The organism is Mesorhizobium sp. M0292, assembly GCF_040321695.1.
Taxonomy (GTDB): Bacteria; Pseudomonadota; Alphaproteobacteria; order Rhizobiales; family Rhizobiaceae; genus Mesorhizobium.
This window is the reverse complement of the sequence record NZ_JAMYSB010000011.1, coordinates 119,219-136,873: the sequence shown is the minus strand read 5'-3', so window position 1 is coordinate 136,873 and position 17,655 is coordinate 119,219. Positions and strand designations below refer to the sequence as shown.

The following is a 17,655-nucleotide window of genomic DNA, read 5'->3' as shown; positions in this document are numbered from 1 at the left end:
ACTCGAGGTCAGCTCCGGTTCAAGCGAGAGCCGAAATGCCGCCTCCGGGCTTGACTTGGCGGTCCGCCTTGCGTCACAGGCAGGAAAAATCAGCCGCTGGAGAGCGCCCAAATGGCCGTCGCATTCACCTTTCCGGGACAGGGCAGCCAGGCTGTCGGCATGGGGAAGGACCTCGCCGACGCCTTCCCCGAGGCACGCAGGGTGTTCGAGGAAGTCGATGATGCGCTGGGCGAAAAGCTGTCGAAACTGATCTGGGAAGGCCCGGAAGAGGCGCTGACCCTGACTGCCAATGCCCAGCCGGCGCTGATGGCGGTCTCGCTGGCGGCGATCCGCTCGCTGGAAGCGCGCGGCTTTTCGCTGAAGGACAAGGTTGCCTACGTTGCCGGTCATTCGCTCGGCGAATATTCCGCCCTTGCCGCGGCCGGTTTCGTTTCGATCGCCGATGCCGCCCGGCTGCTGCGCATCCGCGGCAACGCCATGCAGGCGGCGGTGCCGGCCGGCGAGGGCGCCATGGCGGCGATCATCGGACTGGAACAGCCCGACGTCGAAGCCGCTTGCACCGAGGCCGCAACGGGATCCGGCAAGGTCTGCCAGATCGCCAACGACAATGGCGGCGGCCAGCTGGTGATCTCCGGCGCCAGGGCGGCGGTGGAACTCGCCGCGAAACTGTGCACCGAAAAGGGCGCCAAGCGGGCGCTGATGCTGCAGGTCTCCGCACCCTTCCATTCGGCGCTGATGGCGCCGGCGGCCGATGTCATGCGCGAGGCGCTGGCCGGCGTGACCAAGAATGCACCGGTCGTGCCCGTCGTCTCCAACGTCACTGTAGCCCCGACCAGCGACCCCGACGAGATCGCGCGCCGCCTGGTCGAGCAGATCACCGGGCGCGTGCGCTGGCGCGAAACGGTGGAGTGGTTCGGCGCCAATGGCGTCGCCACGCTCTATGAGATCGGCGCCGGCAAGGTGCTTTCCGGCCTGGCGCGGCGGATCAACCGCGACATCGCCACATCGGCCGTCGGCACGCCGGCCGAAGTCGAGGCGGCGCTGGCCGCGCTTGCATAATCCACTGGCGATTCAACCCCTCCCGTGGGAAGGGTGTTCTCTTAAGATCAGGAGACGAAAATGTTCGAACTGACCGGCCGCAAGGCGCTCGTCACCGGCGCATCGGGCGGCATTGGCGAGGCGATTGCCCGGGTGCTGCATGCGCAAGGCGCCATTGTCGGCCTGCACGGCACCCGCATCGAGAAACTGGAGACCCTGGCCGGCGAACTCGGCGACCGGGTAAAGCTGTTCCCGGCCAATCTTGCCGACCGTGACGAGGTCAAGGCGCTTGGCCAGAAGGCCGAAGCCGAACTCGAAGGCGTCGACATACTGGTCAACAATGCCGGCATCACCAAGGACGGCCTGTTCGTGCGCATGGCGGACGCGGATTGGGACAGCGTGCTGGAGGTGAACCTCACCGCCGTGTTCCGGCTGACCCGCGAGCTGACCCATCCGATGATGCGCCGCCGCCATGGCCGCATCATCAACATCACCTCGGTGGTCGGCGTCACCGGCAATCCTGGCCAGACCAATTATTGCGCCTCCAAGGCCGGCATGATCGGCTTTTCCAAGTCGCTGGCGCAGGAGATCGCCACCCGCAACATCACCGTCAACTGCGTCGCCCCGGGCTTTATCGAATCGGCCATGACCGACAAGCTCAACGACAAGCAGAAAGACGCGATAATGGCCGCGATCCCGACGCGCCGCATGGGCACGAGTGTTGAAGTGGCGTCGGCCGTCGCCTATCTCGCCTCCAACGAGGCAGCCTACGTCACCGGCCAGACCATCCATGTCAACGGTGGCATGGCCATGATCTGACAGGATATTGCCGGGTGATAAGAAGACATGGCCGGCTTGTGAAAAGAGACCATTTCGCCTTGGACCTCAGCCATTTTTCGTGTAATGCGGCCCGCAACCCGGCGGTTCGGGCAAAAACCGGTCCGGCATCGTTGCGTTTCCGGCAGGACCATCTTTCAGCTTGATTAGCGGCATTCTGCCCGCTAACGAAGACAGACAAACAAAAGACGAGGATGCCCCAAATGAGTGACACCGCAGAGCGCGTCAAGAAGATCGTCATCGAACATCTTGGCGTCGATGCCGACAAGGTGACGGAGCAGGCGAGCTTCATCGATGATCTGGGCGCGGACAGCCTCGACACGGTCGAACTCGTCATGGCCTTCGAAGAAGAGTTCGGCGTCGAGATTCCGGACGATGCGGCCGAGACCATCCTGACCGTCGGCGATGCCGTGAAGTACATCGACAAGGCTTCAGCCTGACACTATCCGCAGTCATCACCGGGGAGGACCTGCGATGAGGCGTGTCGTCGTCACGGGCCTTGGCCTGGTTTCGCCGTTCGGCATGGGCTTCGAGCACAGCTGGAAGGAACTTCTGACCGGCCGCAGCGCCGCCAAGCGCGTCACCGAGTTCGAAGTGGGAGATCTTGCCTGCAAGATCGCCCACGTCATTCCGCGCGGTGACGGCACCAACGGCACGCTCAATCCCGAAGCCGTGCTCGAGCCCAAGGAACTGCGCAAGATCGGCGACTTCATCCTTTACGGGATTGCGGCCGCCGACGAAGCGCTGAAGGATTCCGGCTGGGAGCCCAGCACCGAAGCCGAGCGCTGCGCCACCGGCGTCATGATCGGCTCCGGCATTGGCGGCCTCGAGGGCATCGCCGAGAACGCTATCATCCTGAAAGAGCGCGGACCGCGCCGTATCAGTCCATTCTTCATTCCCGGCAACATTATCAACCTGGTATCTGGCCAGGTATCGATCCGGCATGGGCTGAAAGGCCCCAACCACGCCGTCGTCACCGCCTGCTCGACCGGCGCGCACGCCATTGGCGATGCCGCCCGGCTGATCATCTTCGGCGATGCCGACGTGATGCTGGCCGGCGGCGCGGAATCGCCGGTGACCAGACTATCGCTTGCCGGCTTCGCTGCTTGCCGGGCACTGTCCACCGACCGCAATGACACGCCTGAGAAGGCCTCGCGTCCCTATGACCGCGACCGTGACGGCTTCGTCATGGGCGAGGGCGCCGGGGTCGTCGTGCTGGAAGAACTCGAACACGCCAAGGCGCGCGGCGCCAAGATCTATGCCGAGGTCACCGGCTACGGCCTGACCGGCGATGCCTATCACATCACTGCACCGGCCGAAGACGGCGACGGCGCCTTCCGATGCATGACGGCGGCGCTGAACCGGGCCAAGCTGACGCCCGCCGACGTCGACTACATCAACGCGCACGGCACCTCGACCATGGCCGACACGATCGAACTCGGCGCCGTCGAGCGGCTGGTCGGCAACGCCGCCTCGAAAATCTCGATGTCGTCGACCAAGTCGTCGATCGGCCATCTCCTGGGTGCGGCGGGTGCCGCCGAGGCGATCTTTTCGATCCTCGCTATCAGAGACAACATCGCGCCAGCCACCATCAATCTTGACAACCCGGAACGCGAAACCGCGATCGATCTTGTTCCGAACACGCCACGGCATCGCCAGGTCGACGTGGCGCTGTCCAACTCCTTCGGCTTCGGCGGCACCAACGCTTCGCTGGTATTCCAGCGTTATACAGGCTGATTGCGGTATCGACCGGCGCGCCAGCGGTCTGTCGTCAATTTTGCCATATTCAAGCCTACTCTGCCGCTGGGGATTCGTCGCATCGGCCTGAAACCGAAGGCGCTTTTTTTAAAAGCACGATGCGTAGGCTTGAAATGTTAGGGCACGCTGTGCGTCCAATCGGGCGCATGGTCGCTCTAAGAGATCAGATGGTAGGGCGCTAATGAACACCAATCCGGGCGGCAGCGGACAATTCGGACAAAACCAGCAGACCGGCCCGATCGTGCCGAAGACCGCGGCCGAAGCTTTGCGCCCGGAAGCCGGCACACCACCACCAAAGCGCTCGCGCGCCTCGCGCAGCCAAGTCGTGGTGTTCATGAACTTCGTCATCTCCGCGGTGATGTTGATGATCCTCGCCGCCGGCGTTTCGCTCTATTTCGGCAAGCAGGCATTCAACGAACCGGGCCCGTCGGTGGCCGGCGACACCTTCCTGGTCAAGCCGAGCACCGGCGTCCAGGATATTGCCGACCAGCTCGAACGGCGTGGGCTGATCAGCGATGCCCGCATCTTCCGCATCGCCGTGCGGGTCTATGGCAATGATTCAGCGCTGAAGGCAGGCGAATACGAGATAAAGCCGCGCGCCTCCATGCGCGACATCATGGAGCTTCTGAAGAGCGGCAAATCGGTGATGTATTCGCTGACCATTCCCGAGGGCCTGACGGTCGAGCAGGCGCTGCAGCGCATCGCCGAGCAGGATGCGCTGACCGGCGACATGCCGGCCGCCAAGCCGGCTGAGGGCAGCCTCGCCACCGACACGCTGCGCTTTACCCGCGGCGCCACGCGCCAACAGATGGTCGACAAGCTGCTCGCCGACCAGAAGAAGCTGGTCGACGAGGTCTGGCAGCGGCGCGCGCCCGACCTGCCTCTGGCCAATGTCGACGACTTCGTCACCTTGGCCTCGATCGTCGAAAAGGAAACCGGCCGGGGCGACGAGCGCTCGCGCGTTGCCGCCGTCTTCCTCAACCGTCTGGCCAAGGGCATGCGGCTGCAATCCGATCCGACCATCATTTACGGCCTGTTCGGCGGCAAGGGCAAACCCGCCGACCGGCCGATTTATCAATCTGACATCCAGAAACAGACGCCTTACAACACCTATCTGATCAATGGCCTGCCGCCGACGCCGATCGCCAATCCCGGCCGCGCCGCGCTCGAAGCCGTCGCCAACCCGTCGAAGACCGATGATCTCTATTTCGTCGCCGACGGCACCGGCGGCCACGTCTTTGCCACCACGCTTGCCGAGCACAATGAGAACGTTGCCCGCTACCGGGCACTGCAGAAGAAGCAGGCTGAAGACGCCGCCAAGGGCGCCAAGACTCCGGGCCAGACCGATGCGCCGGCGGATGGCGACGACAACGGTGACGCAAGTGGCGATGCCGCCGGTGACAGCGGTGATGCCGGCGATACGGGTGCCGCCCAGTAGCAGGCCGGCGCTTTCAGAGGGATCGACCTTAAGCGACGCGGACAGAGGCGGACGCGCTGCTGCTTTGAACGAACAGCGGGGTTCGAAGCGTTTTCGGTCTTGCTCGGGTGCCTCTGAATCTCGATTTCAGCCCTGCGAGATCGAAACGACAGCGGCAATCAACATCTTGCCGGTATTGCGATTCTGACATTCGCGCTGCCCGTGATATCGAACGCATGCGCAATTGTTAGAATCGGACCATCAGGGAGACACGAGCCGCATCATGAATTTGCAGAGCATGACCGGATTTGCACGCACTGTTGCCGAACATGACGGCGCCTCGATCGCCTGGGAGGTCAAGTCGGTCAACGGCAAGAGCGTCGAGGTCAGGTTGCGGTTGCCGCAAGGTTTCGAGCGGCTCGAACCGACTGTGCGGCAGACGCTGCAGAAGCGCTTTTCGCGTGGCAATTTCCAAGCGACGCTGACCGTCGGCCGCGCCGCCGGCCAGCAGGCGCAGCCGGTGGTCAACGAAGCCTTCCTCAGGGATCTGGCGGGCATGGCCAAGCGGCTGCAGGACCAGTTCGGTGTTGGTCCGGCAACTGCCGACGGTCTGCTTTCCCTGCGCGGCGTGCTCGATATCCCTGAAACCAGCGAAACCGAGGAGGTGCGGGCAGCACTCGACGCGTCAATCCTGTCCGCGCTGGAAACGGCGCTTACAGGTCTCGAGCAGGCACGCCAGAACGAGGGCGAAGCGCTGCGTTCGCTGCTTTCCGGCCATATCGACGCCATTGAGGCGCTGACGCTTCAAGCCGAGGCCGACCCGTCGCGCGAACCGGCGGCGATCCGCGAGCGGATCGCCGAACAGGTGCGGCTGCTGATGGATGCGTCGGCCAATCTCGATGCCGGCCGGCTGCACATGGAAGCGGCGTTCCTGGCCACCAAGGCCGATATCCGTGAAGAGATCGATCGGCTGAAGACGCATGTGGCGTCGGGCAGAGCGCTGCTGGCAAATGGCGGCGCCATCGGCCGCAAGCTCGATTTTCTGGCGCAGGAATTCAACCGCGAATCGAATACGCTGTGTTCCAAGTCGAACGCCGCCACTGTCACCGCCATCGGGCTGGAACTGAAGGCGGTGGTCGACCAGTTTCGCGAACAGGTCCAGAATCTGGAGTAAACCCGAATGGGTGGCAAGGAGCCGATGGTTGCCAGGGATCTCGGATCCCGCATTCGCCGCCGCGGGCTGATGCTGGTCCTGTCGTCGCCGTCGGGCGCCGGCAAGTCGACGATCGCGCGCAACCTGCTGGAAAGCGACGGCAGCCTGGAATTATCGGTCTCGGTCACCACCAGGCCACGCCGCGGCTCGGAGATCGAGGGCGTCCACTATCACTTCCGCACCACGCGCGAGTTCGAGCGGCTGCGCGATTCCGACGCGTTGCTCGAATGGGCCGAGGTGCACGGCAATTGCTACGCGACGCCGCGCGAGCCGGCCGAACTGGCGCTGGCGCAGGGCCGTGACATGCTCTTCGACATCGACTGGCAAGGCGCCCAGCAGCTCAAGGAGAAGATGCGCGCCGACATCGTCTCGATCTTCATCCTGCCGCCGTCGATGAAGGAATTGAAGTCGCGCCTCAAGCGCCGCGCCGAGGACCAGGAGCACGTGATCGAGACCAGGCTGAAGAACGCCCGCAACGAGATCGAGCACTGGAAGGAATATGACTTTGTCATCGTCAACGACGATCTCGACCGCGCCTTCGCCGAAGTGCGTGGCATCGTGACGGCGGAAAGGCTGCGGCGCGACCGCCGGCCCGGGCTGTTCGATTTCGTCTCGGGGTTGCTGGACGAGAAGACGGAATAGCTCGTCCACCGCTGGCAATCTAAATTAGCGGCATCAGCTGCCTGGCAGATCGTCCGGCCAACGCTGCGCTCCGTGAAGCACGCGCAGGATTCGAATCGTGCTGTTGGTCAGCTGATAGGCCGCGACATATGGCGTGCCGACGATGACGATCTCTCGTGTCCCTGCAAGCCTGCCGATCCGGCCGCTTTGGGGAAGGTCCCGAAGACGGTTGATTGCGGCGACGATCCGCTCATCGGTGGCGATCGCGGCCGCAGGATTGTCGGCCTCGATATGCGCGAAGATGCCGTCGCGATCTGAAAGCGCGAATGGCGACCAGACGATCTTCAAGATTTAGGTTCACCCGAACGCCGCGCCGCGGCGCGTCTCTCGGCAAAATGCGCCTCGACTTGATCATCAGGAATGTCTTGTCGGGTGTCGTCGAGCGCTTCGCGAACCTTGGCGCGAAACCATAAATCATACGCCTCGTTGTTTGTGACGAGATCGATGGGCAGCGCACCCTCGTTGGCGGTTCGGGTGAGCAATATCCGCACCGCATCCGAGACCGTCAGCCCCATGCTTTCGAGCACCGCCGAAGCTCGATCCCGGATGTCGGCGTCGATACGCGTCTGGACCAGTGCATTTGCTGGCATGGCAATCTCCTTCGACGTCAATGTAATGCGTTTGAATGACGATTGCTAGGCGGCGCTAGCGCCGCCGGTCAAACCGCGTTTGTCAGCCGCACGAATTCCTCGACGCTGAGCGTCTCCGCACGCCGGGTCGGATCGATGCCGGCGCGCGTCAGCAGTGCCTCGCCACCCAGGCTCTTCACGCTCTGCCGCAGCATTTTCCGGCGCTGGCCGAAAGCGGCTTCGGTGACGCGACCGAGTTTTTTCACGTCGGTTGACAAAGGGCTGGCGCGCGGCACCAGATGCACCACCGAGGACGTTACCTTGGGTGGCGGCGTGAACGCTTGCGGCGGCACGTCGAAGGCGATCCTCGCCTCGGTCCGCCAGCCCGCCAGCACGCCGAGCCGGCCATAAGCATCGCTGCCGAAACCGGCGACAATGCGCTCGGCCACCTCGCGCTGGAACATCAGCGTCATCGATTGATAGAAGGGTGGCCAGTCCGCCACAGTCAGCCAACGGATCAACAGCTCGGTGCCGATATTGTAGGGCAGGTTGGCGGCAATCCTCACCGGGCTGCCTTGTGACGCGGTCTTGGCAAGAGCGGCAAAATCCGTCTTCAGCGCATCGCCGCTGATCACCTCGAGCCGGCCCGGATAGTGGTTGGAGACCTCGGCCAAGGCCGCAAGGCAGCGTTCGTCGCGCTCGATGGCGACGACGCGGCGGGCACCGGCAGCGAGCAGCGCCCTGGTCAGCCCGCCGGGGCCGGGGCCGACCTCGATTACCGTACTGTCGCTAAGGTCCCCGGCGACGCGCGCGATCTTGCCGGTCAAATTGAGGTCGAGCAGGAAATTCTGGCCAAGCGCCTTCTTTGCCTGCAGTCCATGGCGCTCGATCACCTCGCGCAGCGGCGGCAGCCCGTCAATGCTCATGAATTTTGGGCTCATGATTTGGGCTCATGATTTTTGGCTCATGCAACTGCGGGCTTTGCGCCGGTATCGGCCAGCCGGCGGGCCAGCTTTAGCGCCGCGATCAGGCTGTCGGGACGTGCGATGCCCTTGCCGGCGATGTCGAAGGCTGTGCCGTGATCGGGCGAGGTGCGGATGAACGGCAGGCCAAGCGTGACGTTGACGGCCTGGTCGAAGGCCAGCGCCTTGGCCGGGATCAACGCCTGGTCATGATACATGCAGACCGCCACGTCGTAGCCGGCGCGGGCGCGCGCATGAAACATCGTATCGGCCGGCAGCGGTCCGAAGGCATCGATGCCTTGCGCCCGCAACATGTCGACCGCAGGACGAATGATGTGCTCGTCCTCTGTCCCCATGGCGCCGCTTTCGCCGGCATGCGGATTGAGGCCGGCAAGCGCGAGCCTCGGCCTGGCGATGCCGAAACGGCGTGCAAGATCGCCGGCGGTGATGCGCGCGATGGCAACGATCAGCTCCGTCGTCAGCGTCTTCGGCACCTCGGCCAGCGCGATGTGGATGGTGACAGGAACGGTGCGCAATTCGGGGCCGGCGATCAGCATCACCGGCGTCACCGTGCCGCCGGTGTGGAGCGAGGCCAGATGCGCCAGATACTCGGTGTGGCCGGGAAAGCCGAAGCCGGCATCGTAGAGCGGCTTCTTCGCGATCGGACAGGTGACGACCGCGGCCGCGTGACCGGCAAGGCAGTCGGCGACGGCGCGATCGATGGCCTCGATGATGCCGGCGGCATTGGCCGGGTCGGGCCGGCCGGGATCGTCGGTGAAGTGGGCCGCCAGCGGCACCACGGGCAAGGCGTGTTGAAAGACACCAGCTGCTTGGGCCGGCACCGTCTCGGCGATTGCCACCGCCGCGCCGAGCCGGCGCGCCCGCGCGGCAATCAGCGCCGGATCGGCGAGAAGGTAGAAGGGCGCGGCACCGGAACCGCGGGCGCTCTGCCACGCGGCAATGGCGATTTCCGGACCGACGCCGGATGGATCGCCGACGCTCAGCGCCAGCGGAAGCTCTGTCTCACGCACGGCTGGGCCGGTTCAGCGCGTAACGATCTTGGCTTTCGCCTTCAGCTCTTCGACATATTTGGCCGAGAGCTCGTCGGCGTTCTTGTCGCCGCTGCCTTCGCTCTGGAACACCATCTGGGCCGCCTTGTCGTCGGAAACCTCTCGCGACGAGCAGATGCCGATGAATTCAATGCCGCGATCGGTCTCGCGCACGGCCGTGGCGCCGCCCAGCTTGGTGGCCTTGATCTGCTCGGCCCAGTCCGGCGGCAGTTGCGGCGCCAGCAATCGGGGGAGGTCGCGAACGGTGACGTCGATCAGGCCCTTGGCGAATTCACGCGTGGTGTTGCAGCCATTGAAGCGGGCGCGCATGGCTTCAGCCTCGCGCTTGCGTTTGGCGAGTGTGGCACTGCGCTCGGCCTTCGGCACCACGAAGATCACCTGCTGCAGCATGTACTCGGTGGCGCTTGGCTTGGCGCCGCCTTTTTCGAGCATGCGCTTGACCAGATCCTGTTCGCTCACCTCCCCGCCGCCGCCGCTGTAGCGTGCGCTCAGCGCCTGGTTCCACGCCATCTGGGAGCGGATGAATTCCTTGAAATGCTCCTTGGTCACGCCGGACTGCGCCATGACACCGTCGAGCTGCTTGAGCTGCATCTTGTTGCTCGAGGCAAAGCGCTGATAGGCAGCCTCTACCTGGGCGTCGGAGATGCGGATGCCGAGACGCCTGGCCTCGGCCATGCGCAGCGTCTGGTCGATCATTTCCTGACCCGCGTCACCCTTCTTGCGCTGCAGTTTCAGGAAGGCAGCCCGGTGCGCGATGTCGCCGGTGGTGATCGGCATGTTGTTGACGACATACTTGATTTCACTGGCGAACGCCGGCGGTACCATCATGGTGACAGAGACCGAGGTCGCCGCCAACAGGAGCGCGAATCCTGCCGAAAACAGGTATTTCCTCATCGAAAGCATCCCAATTCTACCCGGTTTTGGCCGATTCCAGCCCGATATTGGCGAAATCCGTGCCCGCTTTATGCGGCAAAACGATGTCGTCAGCCGGCTCTACTGGATGGAGTCGATCGAGCTTTGGGACGAGCCGAAATCGCCGAGCGTGCGGAACGACAGGTTGAAGCCGACATTCTGCGACACTTCCTTGGTGTTGATGTCGCGTGATTCCGAGTACGTCATCAGGTAGGTGAAGCAGGAATCATTGTAGGCAAAGCCGACGCCGTCCTTGACCAGCACGCTTTGTTGCAGGTCGTAGGTGCCGGTGCCGAAGACGCGCCAGTTTTCGGCCAGGTGTGTCGAGGCGCCGAGCGTGACTTCGTGGCGGTCGGTGGTGAAACCATAGAGCGGCTGCGCCTGGATGAAGGCGTATTTGGCGCTCAGCGAAACCGGCAGCCCGGAATAGGCGGCCTTCACCTCGGCACGGCGAACTTCGAAGGTCTGCTCGTCGAAGCGGCCGCTGAGCGAACCGGAGAAGCCGCTCGGGCTGCTGAAGCCGACAAGGCCGACATAGTCGGAGGTCGAAGTCTCCAAGCCGGAATCGGCGCCCGCATTGACCAGATCCGGTGAATCGAACGAGTTGCGCCCGCCCAACTGGTAGGATTGGCCGAAGATCGCGTTGGTGCCCCAGCCATTGTCGTAGGCGCCGGAATAGCGGAACCCGACATTGGCGCGGCTGCCGCCTTCGACGCGGTCGTAGCCGGAGAACTTGTCGCGCTCGAACAGCGTCGTGGCGTCGAAGACGAAGCTCTGTGCATCCTCGTTGGGAACGGCGAGCCCGCCGACATACTGCTCATTCGGGCGCATGAAGACCTGCGCCATCGGCTCGACGATATGGCTGGAGCCGGTCATCGAGAACAGCACCGGCCAGCGCATTTCAAGTCCGGCGGTCGCCATGTACCGGGCGAAGGAAGACCGCATGTCGTCGGCGGCACCGACATTCGTTGCCATCTGGTTTACCGCAGTCAGCGAAGCCGAAGAAGCGTTGAGATAGTCGACGTCGCCCTGCAGAGCCAGAAGGGGCGTCAACTGCAATCCGCCGTCCGTGGTGAAGGTACGCTTCCATTCGGCTTCGGCGGTGAGGCGACCGGATTCGCCCTCGATGCCGCGCACGCGCTGGACGCCTGAGCCCGGCACATAGGGGGTAAAATAGGCCTGATCGAGATCGTCGCGGCGAATGACTCGTGCATTGACGTTGAACGACAGCTGGCCGCCGGCCACCGACATGTCGGGGATGTAGGCATAGTCGAGCGACGGCAACACCCAGGGCTGCTTGTCGCTGCGCGATGCGACGTTGCCGTCCGGTGTGTTCTCCTGAACCTGGAAGCGCATGGCGCGCACATCGAAATAATTGCGGTCGTTTAGGCCGGTCAGGTAGACCGACGATTGATGCACGGCGTCGTTGTAGCCTTCGATCGTATAGGTACGCGAAAAATTCTTGTCGGTCTGAAGCAGGATATCCCAGCCGAAGTCCCAGCGCGGATTGATGGCGAACTGGCCCTTGGTGCCCATCATGCCGCGGAACTTGTTCGGATCGCCTGCTGGCCCCGAATTGACATTGTAGCCGCCGGGGAAAGCCGCGAAATCACGGAAAGCGCCAGGGTCCTGCTGGTTGATTCCGGCAAGCTTCAGCGTGTACTGGCCATTGTTGAAGCGCTGGCGCCACTCGGCCTCGCCGAGGAAACCCTGCTTGGTGTAGCCGCTGCCGGTAACGGTGAGGTCGTAGGTCGGCGACAGGGCAAAATAGTAGGGGACTTTGACGCCGACGCCGAGACGGTTGTTGTAGCCGATGCTGGGGATCAGGAAGCCGCTTTTGCGCTTGACCGTAGGGTCGGCGATCTCGAACGCCGGCAGGTAAGCCAGCGGGAAACCGAAGAATTCGAAATTCGCATTCTCGAAGCGAACCGTTTTCTTTTCGCCGTTCCAGATGATCTTCCTGGCTTTGATCCGCCAGGTCGGCGCCTTGTCCGGCTTGTCTTCGCAAGGCTCGCAGGCCGTATAGACGCCGTTGTGGAACGTTGTCAGCACGCCGCCCATGCGCTCGGCGCTTTCGGCGGCGAAATAGGCTTTTTCGGGCGTTTCGACGCGCAGCGCATTAACGAAACCGTCAGCGAAATCGTCGGTAATATCGATATGCTGCGAGTTGATCTTGGTGCCGTCGCTGTTGACGATCTCCACATTGCCGCTGGCAACCAGCCGCTTGGTGTTTCGATCATAGACGACGCGCTGGGCGACGAGCTTGTTGCCGCCATAGTCGATCTGGACGCCGCCGATGGCGGTGACCGTCTGGTTGTCATTGTTATAGACGAGCGTGTCGGCCGCCAGCAGCATCTGGGAGCCGGAGGGAACCTTCGTTGCCACGTCGGTAACGTCCTGCGCCAGCGCAGGGGCCGTCAGCACGCCGCAGGCGAGCAGGCATGCCAAGGCGCTCGCCGAATAGAGGCGCGCCAAACCGGCCTGCCTATGGCTGCGCAAAGCCGCCTCCCTCACTAGCCGTCTTCCTTGTATAGCAGGAATGTCACCCCAAAGAACATAGCCACGACAACCGGAACCCATGCAGCCACGGCTGTGGGCACGAATCCCGCAACGCCGAATGCCTTGACCAATACCGAAACGACATAAAGCAGAAAGCCGGCGAGGACGCCACCCAGAATCATCGTTGCCGACTGCCCCATCCTCGCAAATCGCATTGAAACTGTTGCCGCAATCAGCGTCATGGCCACAAGCAGGAACGGTAACGCCACCAGCGAATCGAACTGCATGGCGAAGGCATTTGCCTTGAGGCCGAAGGAGCGGGCAACCTCAATCTTGCCGGGAAGGTCGTAAAACGGGATGGTTTCGGGGCGCGCCAGCCGTTCCTGCACGAATTCCGGCTTGAGGTTGGTCGGCAACTGGTCGGTCGTTTCGGAACGGATGTTGCCGTCCTTGAACACCTTGACGTCCTGCAATTCCCAGTAGCCGTCGCGCAGAAAGGCCCGCGCCGCGTCCTTGCGCTCGACGATATTGCCCTGCGGATCGAGGACGAAGAACACGGTGTCGGCCATTTCCAGGCCCTGGTTCAGGATGGCGCGGGCGCCGATGATGGTGTCGCCGGAGTTGGTTTTCTGGCGGATCCACGGCGTGGCATCGGCCGCCACCACGTTCGAATTGCCGGATCGCAGCTGGTTTTCCATCTGCTCCGACCATGAGAAGCCATGCGCGGCGATCGGATTGAGCACGCCGACCGACAATATGCCGAATAACAGCGCACCGATGCAGCAGGGCAACAGAAACTGCCAGGCCGACACTCCGGCCGAGCGCGCAATCACCAGCTCGTATTTTCGGTTGAGCGAGACCAGCGTCGCCATCGCCGAGAACAGGCCGACGAACGGCACCGTCTGCAGCATGATCATCGGCATCCTCAGCGCCGAGATCGCGACCGCCGTGCCGTAGGTGAAGCCCGGCAGGCCGGTGATGCGGCCGGACAGCTCGGTGAAGTCGATCAGGAACACCAGCGCCAGAAGGCCGATGAAGAACCAGATCGTGATCGACACGTAGCGAAAGAAGAAGTAGCGGCCCAGGGTCCAGCCCATCGTCAGGCTCCCTGGCCGGATGTGTAGCGCCGATTGAGGCGCAGCTTGAGCGCCGTCCAGCCATCGCTGACGCGGCCGGCGAAATTCGTCATCCAGTCGGCCCAGCTGCCGGGCAGTTCCATGCTTCGCGAGGTGACGATGAACCAGATGGCGACCGCCGAGGCGATGACCGGCACGCCATAGACCATATAGGCGTATTGCGGGATCTTGTCCGCCTTGCCGGCGGCAAAGAAGCCCAGCCAGCGCACGAACAGCGCAATGGCGATGGCTGTGATCAGCGGGTGGATGCGCGCCTCGCGGTGTGAGCGCGCATCGCCTGCGACCGCCAGCGCGATCAGCGCGAACACCAGCGAATAGGACCATTCGGAAAAGCGCTGGTCGAGCTCGGCCTTGTAGGCGCCGGGCCTGCGCTGGAAGATCTTGTCGTTCGGATCCGGGTTGAGCAGGTATTGCGTCGTTCGGTCCTTGGGCAGGAGCATGATATCGTTCGCCGCCGACATGAAGGCGGAAAGGTCGAAGGCGTAGGACGTGAAGCGGATGACCGACAGATCGCCGGTCAGCGTCTTGCGATGAATGACGCCGTCATTCATCATCAGCACCTTCTCATCACCCTTTTCGACGACGCTGCCGCTCTTGGCATAATAGACCAGATTGGCGCCTTCCTCGCGCGAATCGGCCACGAAGATGCCGCCAAGCCGGTTGTCCGGCAGCCGCTCGCCGATCTGCAGGAACAGTCCGTCGTCGATCTTGCGGAACGTGCCTTCCTGGATGATCAGCGACAAGAGATCGGCGCGCGAGGATGCGATCAGCTGGCGGTTCTTCTGCCTGGCATAGGGTTCGACGCCATTGTCGACCGCGAAGGAAAAGACGCTGGCCGCCAGCGCGATCAGCAGGACCGGCCGCACAATCGTCCAGCGCGAGGCGCCGGCGGCGTTGATGACGGCCAATTCCGAATCGGAGTTCATGACGCTGAGCGTCTGGGCCACCGCCACCACCAGGGCGAATGGCACCACGATCGGGATGATGGTGGGGATGATGAGGCCCGCGACCTCGAAAAAAGTCAGCGCCGATTGGCCACTATCGGTGACCAGGTCGATGCGGGCAAGCACCTGCGTCGTCCAGACAATGGCCAGCGTCCAGATCAGCGCAGCGAGAAACACCGCCAGTGCGCGACGCATGATGTAGCGTTCAACGACCTTCATGTAAGGCTTTTCTCGATTTGCCGAACGGCATCATGCCCGCCGACAAGGTAGTCGTCCGGCTGCGGCTGTACAACTGGGTGCGTTTGGCCATTTCTTTCAGGCGGTTCGATCCGATTCTCCGTCCCACATCGCCCGTCCCGCACGCCGGAGTGTCGGCGGCAATGGATAAGAAAGGGAGAACATCGATGGTTAACAACAGGTTGCGGCAGGAAAGCGGAGCCGTGCCGCGACGAATCGTTATCGATTCCGCTGCGCATATGAGCCCTGATTCCGGCAAAGTCTTGCCAAATCAAGGAAAACGACCAAATGTCGCGCATCTTCCCTGAGAATGCATTTTTCCTGAAAATCTGAGCCGTTTCCCGAAAGCAGGACCTGATGACTTTGAGACCATTGATCGCCTTCGCCAAATTTGCCGCACCCAAAAAGGGCAGCATCTTCGTGCTGGCGGCCGACGATGGTGGTCTTGGCGAACCGGCAAAGGCCTGCGACCCGGCAGGAACGCTGGCGCGGGCGTTTCCGGTGGCGGAGTTTTCCGGCAAATTCGCCGGTGTCGTCGAAGTACTGACGCCGCAGGGAACATCGCTCGACCGACTGGTGGCGGTCGGCGCCGGCAAGGTCGCCGGCCTCGATGACTTTGCCTGGCTGAAGCTTGGCGGCACCATCGCCGCGTCCCTGCGCAAGGCAGCGGAGGTGGCCGTCATCCTCGATGTGCCGGGCGCAAAGATTGGCGGCAGGCAAGCGGCGAACCTTGCCGCCGGCATCATTCTTCGCAGCTACTCCTTCGACAAATACAAGACCAGGAAAGACAAGGACGATGCCGAGCCGAAGAAACCGGTCAAGGTGACCATCCACACCGCCGATCCTGCCGCGGCGAAAAAGGCCTTCGCCGACGAGGTTGCGGTCATCGACGGCGTGCTTCTGGCGCGCGACCTTGTCAACGAACCGGCCAATACGCTCGGCCCGATCGAATTCGCCGCCCGCGCCAAGGAACTGGAAGCGCTCGGCGTCCAGGTCGATATCCTCACCGAGAAGGAAATGAAGAAGCTCGGCATGGGCTCGCTCCTCGGTGTCGCGCAAGGCTCGCCACGCGGCGCCCGGATGGCTGTCATGCAATGGAAGGGCGGCAAGGCCAAGGACGCACCGGTCGCCTTCGTCGGCAAGGGCGTCACCTTCGACACCGGCGGCAATTCTATGAAGCCGGCCTCGGGCATGGAAGACATGAAGGGCGACATGGGCGGTGCCGCGGCCGTCATCGGGCTCATCCAGGCGCTGGCCGCGCGCAAGGCCAAGGCCAATGTCGTCGGCATCGTCGGGCTGGTGGAAAATGCCGTCGACGGCCATGCCCAGCGCCCCGGCGACATCGTCACCTCGATGTCGGGTCAGACCATCGAGGTGCTCAACACCGACGCCGAAGGACGCCTCGTTCTGGCCGACGCGCTGTGGTATTGCAACGACCGCTTCCAGCCGAAATTCATGGTCAATCTGGCGACGCTGACCGGCGCCATCATGGTCGCGCTCGGCCAGCATTATGCCGGCCTGTTCTCCAACAATGACGAACTGTCGGACAGGTTGACGGCGGCCGGCCAGGCGACGCAGGAGCGGCTGTGGCGCATGCCGCTTGGGCCCGAATACGACAAGCTGATCGATTCCAAGAACGCCGACATGAAGAACATCGGCGGCCGCTATGGTGGCGCCATCATCGCCGCGCAGTTCCTGCAGCGGTTCGTCAAGGAAACGCCGTGGGCGCATCTCGACATCGCCGGCACCGCGATGGGCTCTCCGCCGAGCGAGATCAACCAATCCTGGGGTTCGGGCTTTGGCGTCAGGCTGCTCGACCGGCTGGTGCGCGACAATTACGAGGGATAAGGCAGGGCATGGCCGATGTCCTGTTCTACCACCTGACCGAATCGACGCTGGAGGATGCGCTGCCCGGCCTGCTCGAGCGCAGCATCGATCGCGGCTGGCGAGCCGTGGTGCAGACCGGCACCGAAGAGCGGCGCGACGCGCTCGACCAGCATCTGTGGACGTTCAGGGACGATTCGTTCCTCGCGCACGCGACCGACCGTGAAGCCCATCCGGCCGAACAGCCAATCCTGCTCACCACAAGCGACGGCAACCCCAACCAGGCGCAGATACGCTTCCTCGTCGATGGCGCCGCTCCCGCCGATCTCGCCGGCTACGAACGCGCCGTGTTCCTGTTCGACGGCCACGATGCGGCCCAGGTCGAAGGCGCGCGGATGCATTGGAAGACGTTGAAAGAGGCCGGCCACGCGGTCACCTACTGGCAGCAGACGCCGGACCGGCGCTGGGAGCGCAAGGCGTAAGCGCTTTGCCGGCGCGTCTTGAAAACGACGCTGTTGTCGCCGAACGATCCGACTTAGGAATTGCGAAAAGCGCAAC

The 17,655-nt window shown here is 63.3% G+C and carries 18 protein-coding genes; 10 read left to right on the top strand and 8 right to left on the bottom strand.

The annotated features are described in order from the left end of the window. The first annotated feature begins 111 nt into the window (after positions 1 to 111). From fabD to gmk, 7 genes are all read left to right on the top strand, one after another. A complete protein-coding gene (fabD, locus tag NKI96_RS18770) occupies positions 112 to 1,059 on the top strand; it encodes an ACP S-malonyltransferase (protein WP_352805565.1) in 948 nt (315 codons plus the stop codon). Positions 1,060 to 1,119: 60 nt separating this feature from the next. Beyond that, the gene (gene fabG / locus NKI96_RS18765) at positions 1,120 to 1,857 is read left to right on the top strand and encodes a 3-oxoacyl-[acyl-carrier-protein] reductase (protein WP_023685686.1); all 738 of its coding nucleotides are present in this window, start codon (positions 1,120 to 1,122) and stop codon (positions 1,855 to 1,857) included. 221 nt (positions 1,858 to 2,078) lie between these two features. Then, on the top strand, positions 2,079 to 2,315 hold the full coding sequence (locus tag NKI96_RS18760; RefSeq protein ID WP_006203723.1) for an acyl carrier protein: 237 nt from the start codon (positions 2,079 to 2,081) through the stop codon (positions 2,313 to 2,315). Between the two features lie 34 nt (positions 2,316 to 2,349). Next, positions 2,350 to 3,612, top strand: a complete 1,263-nt coding sequence (gene fabF, locus NKI96_RS18755) for a beta-ketoacyl-ACP synthase II (protein ID WP_023702951.1) — start codon at positions 2,350 to 2,352, stop codon at positions 3,610 to 3,612. A 202-nt stretch (positions 3,613 to 3,814) separates the two neighbouring features. Beyond that, a complete protein-coding gene (gene mltG, locus NKI96_RS18750; RefSeq protein ID WP_023715070.1) occupies positions 3,815 to 5,071 on the top strand; it encodes an endolytic transglycosylase MltG in 1,257 nt (418 codons plus the stop codon). Positions 5,072 to 5,333: 262 nt separating this feature from the next. Beyond that, positions 5,334 to 6,224 (top strand): YicC/YloC family endoribonuclease, encoded by an 891-nt coding sequence (locus NKI96_RS18745; protein WP_352545396.1) that lies wholly within the window; start codon positions 5,334 to 5,336, stop codon positions 6,222 to 6,224. Positions 6,225 to 6,230: 6 nt separating this feature from the next. After that, positions 6,231 to 6,905 (top strand): guanylate kinase, encoded by a 675-nt coding sequence (gene gmk / locus NKI96_RS18740; RefSeq protein ID WP_023672729.1) that lies wholly within the window; start codon positions 6,231 to 6,233, stop codon positions 6,903 to 6,905. Between the two features lie 33 nt (positions 6,906 to 6,938). Here gmk and NKI96_RS18735 read toward each other — a convergent pair whose 3' ends face one another. The 8 genes from NKI96_RS18735 to lptF all read right to left on the bottom strand — a co-directional run bounded on the left by NKI96_RS18735 (position 6,939) and on the right by lptF (position 15,255). Beyond that, a complete protein-coding gene (locus NKI96_RS18735; RefSeq protein WP_023672730.1) occupies positions 6,939 to 7,232 on the bottom strand; it encodes a type II toxin-antitoxin system RelE/ParE family toxin in 294 nt (97 codons plus the stop codon). Beyond that, positions 7,229 to 7,534: a type II toxin-antitoxin system RelB/DinJ family antitoxin gene (locus NKI96_RS18730; protein ID WP_023672731.1), complete on the bottom strand. Its 306-nt coding sequence runs from the start codon at positions 7,532 to 7,534 to the stop codon at positions 7,229 to 7,231. Before NKI96_RS18730 ends, NKI96_RS18735 begins: the two co-directional genes overlap by 4 nt. A 68-nt stretch (positions 7,535 to 7,602) precedes the next feature. Next, positions 7,603 to 8,439, bottom strand: coding sequence for a 16S rRNA (adenine(1518)-N(6)/adenine(1519)-N(6))-dimethyltransferase RsmA (gene rsmA / locus NKI96_RS18725; protein WP_023727350.1), 837 nt, complete (start codon positions 8,437 to 8,439; stop codon positions 7,603 to 7,605). A gap of 38 nt (positions 8,440 to 8,477) precedes the next feature. Further along, positions 8,478 to 9,506 (bottom strand): 4-hydroxythreonine-4-phosphate dehydrogenase PdxA, encoded by a 1,029-nt coding sequence (gene pdxA, locus NKI96_RS18720; protein WP_031251538.1) that lies wholly within the window; start codon positions 9,504 to 9,506, stop codon positions 8,478 to 8,480. A 12-nt stretch (positions 9,507 to 9,518) separates the two neighbouring features. Beyond that, entirely contained in the window at positions 9,519 to 10,448 is a 930-nt protein-coding gene (locus tag NKI96_RS18715) for a peptidylprolyl isomerase (RefSeq protein WP_023695593.1), read from the bottom strand. Positions 10,449 to 10,538: 90 nt separating this feature from the next. Then, positions 10,539 to 12,971 carry an LPS-assembly protein LptD gene (locus NKI96_RS18710; protein ID WP_023727348.1) on the bottom strand — a complete coding sequence of 811 codons (2,433 nt, stop codon included), beginning with the start codon at positions 12,969 to 12,971 and terminating at the stop codon, positions 10,539 to 10,541. Further along, the gene (gene lptG, locus NKI96_RS18705; protein WP_023702945.1) at positions 12,971 to 14,053 is read right to left on the bottom strand and encodes an LPS export ABC transporter permease LptG; all 1,083 of its coding nucleotides are present in this window, start codon (positions 14,051 to 14,053) and stop codon (positions 12,971 to 12,973) included. Before lptG ends, NKI96_RS18710 begins: the two co-directional genes overlap by 1 nt. A 2-nt stretch (positions 14,054 to 14,055) precedes the next feature. Continuing rightward, complete coding sequence (gene lptF, locus NKI96_RS18700) at positions 14,056 to 15,255, bottom strand: LPS export ABC transporter permease LptF (RefSeq protein WP_023814937.1); 1,200 nt, start codon at positions 15,253 to 15,255, stop codon at positions 14,056 to 14,058. Between the two features lie 32 nt (positions 15,256 to 15,287). Between lptF and NKI96_RS18695 the strand changes: the two genes are divergently transcribed. From NKI96_RS18695 to NKI96_RS18685, 3 genes are read left to right on the top strand one after another with little or no spacing between them, the layout of a single operon-like run. Then, a complete protein-coding gene (locus NKI96_RS18695; RefSeq protein WP_352805562.1) occupies positions 15,288 to 15,581 on the top strand; it encodes a hypothetical protein in 294 nt (97 codons plus the stop codon). 49 nt (positions 15,582 to 15,630) lie between these two features. After that, complete coding sequence (locus NKI96_RS18690) at positions 15,631 to 17,121, top strand: leucyl aminopeptidase (protein WP_352805560.1); 1,491 nt, start codon at positions 15,631 to 15,633, stop codon at positions 17,119 to 17,121. An 8-nt stretch (positions 17,122 to 17,129) separates the two neighbouring features. After that, on the top strand, positions 17,130 to 17,579 hold the full coding sequence (locus tag NKI96_RS18685) for a DNA polymerase III subunit chi (RefSeq protein ID WP_023814935.1): 450 nt from the start codon (positions 17,130 to 17,132) through the stop codon (positions 17,577 to 17,579). Positions 17,580 to 17,655: the final 76 nt, after the last annotated feature.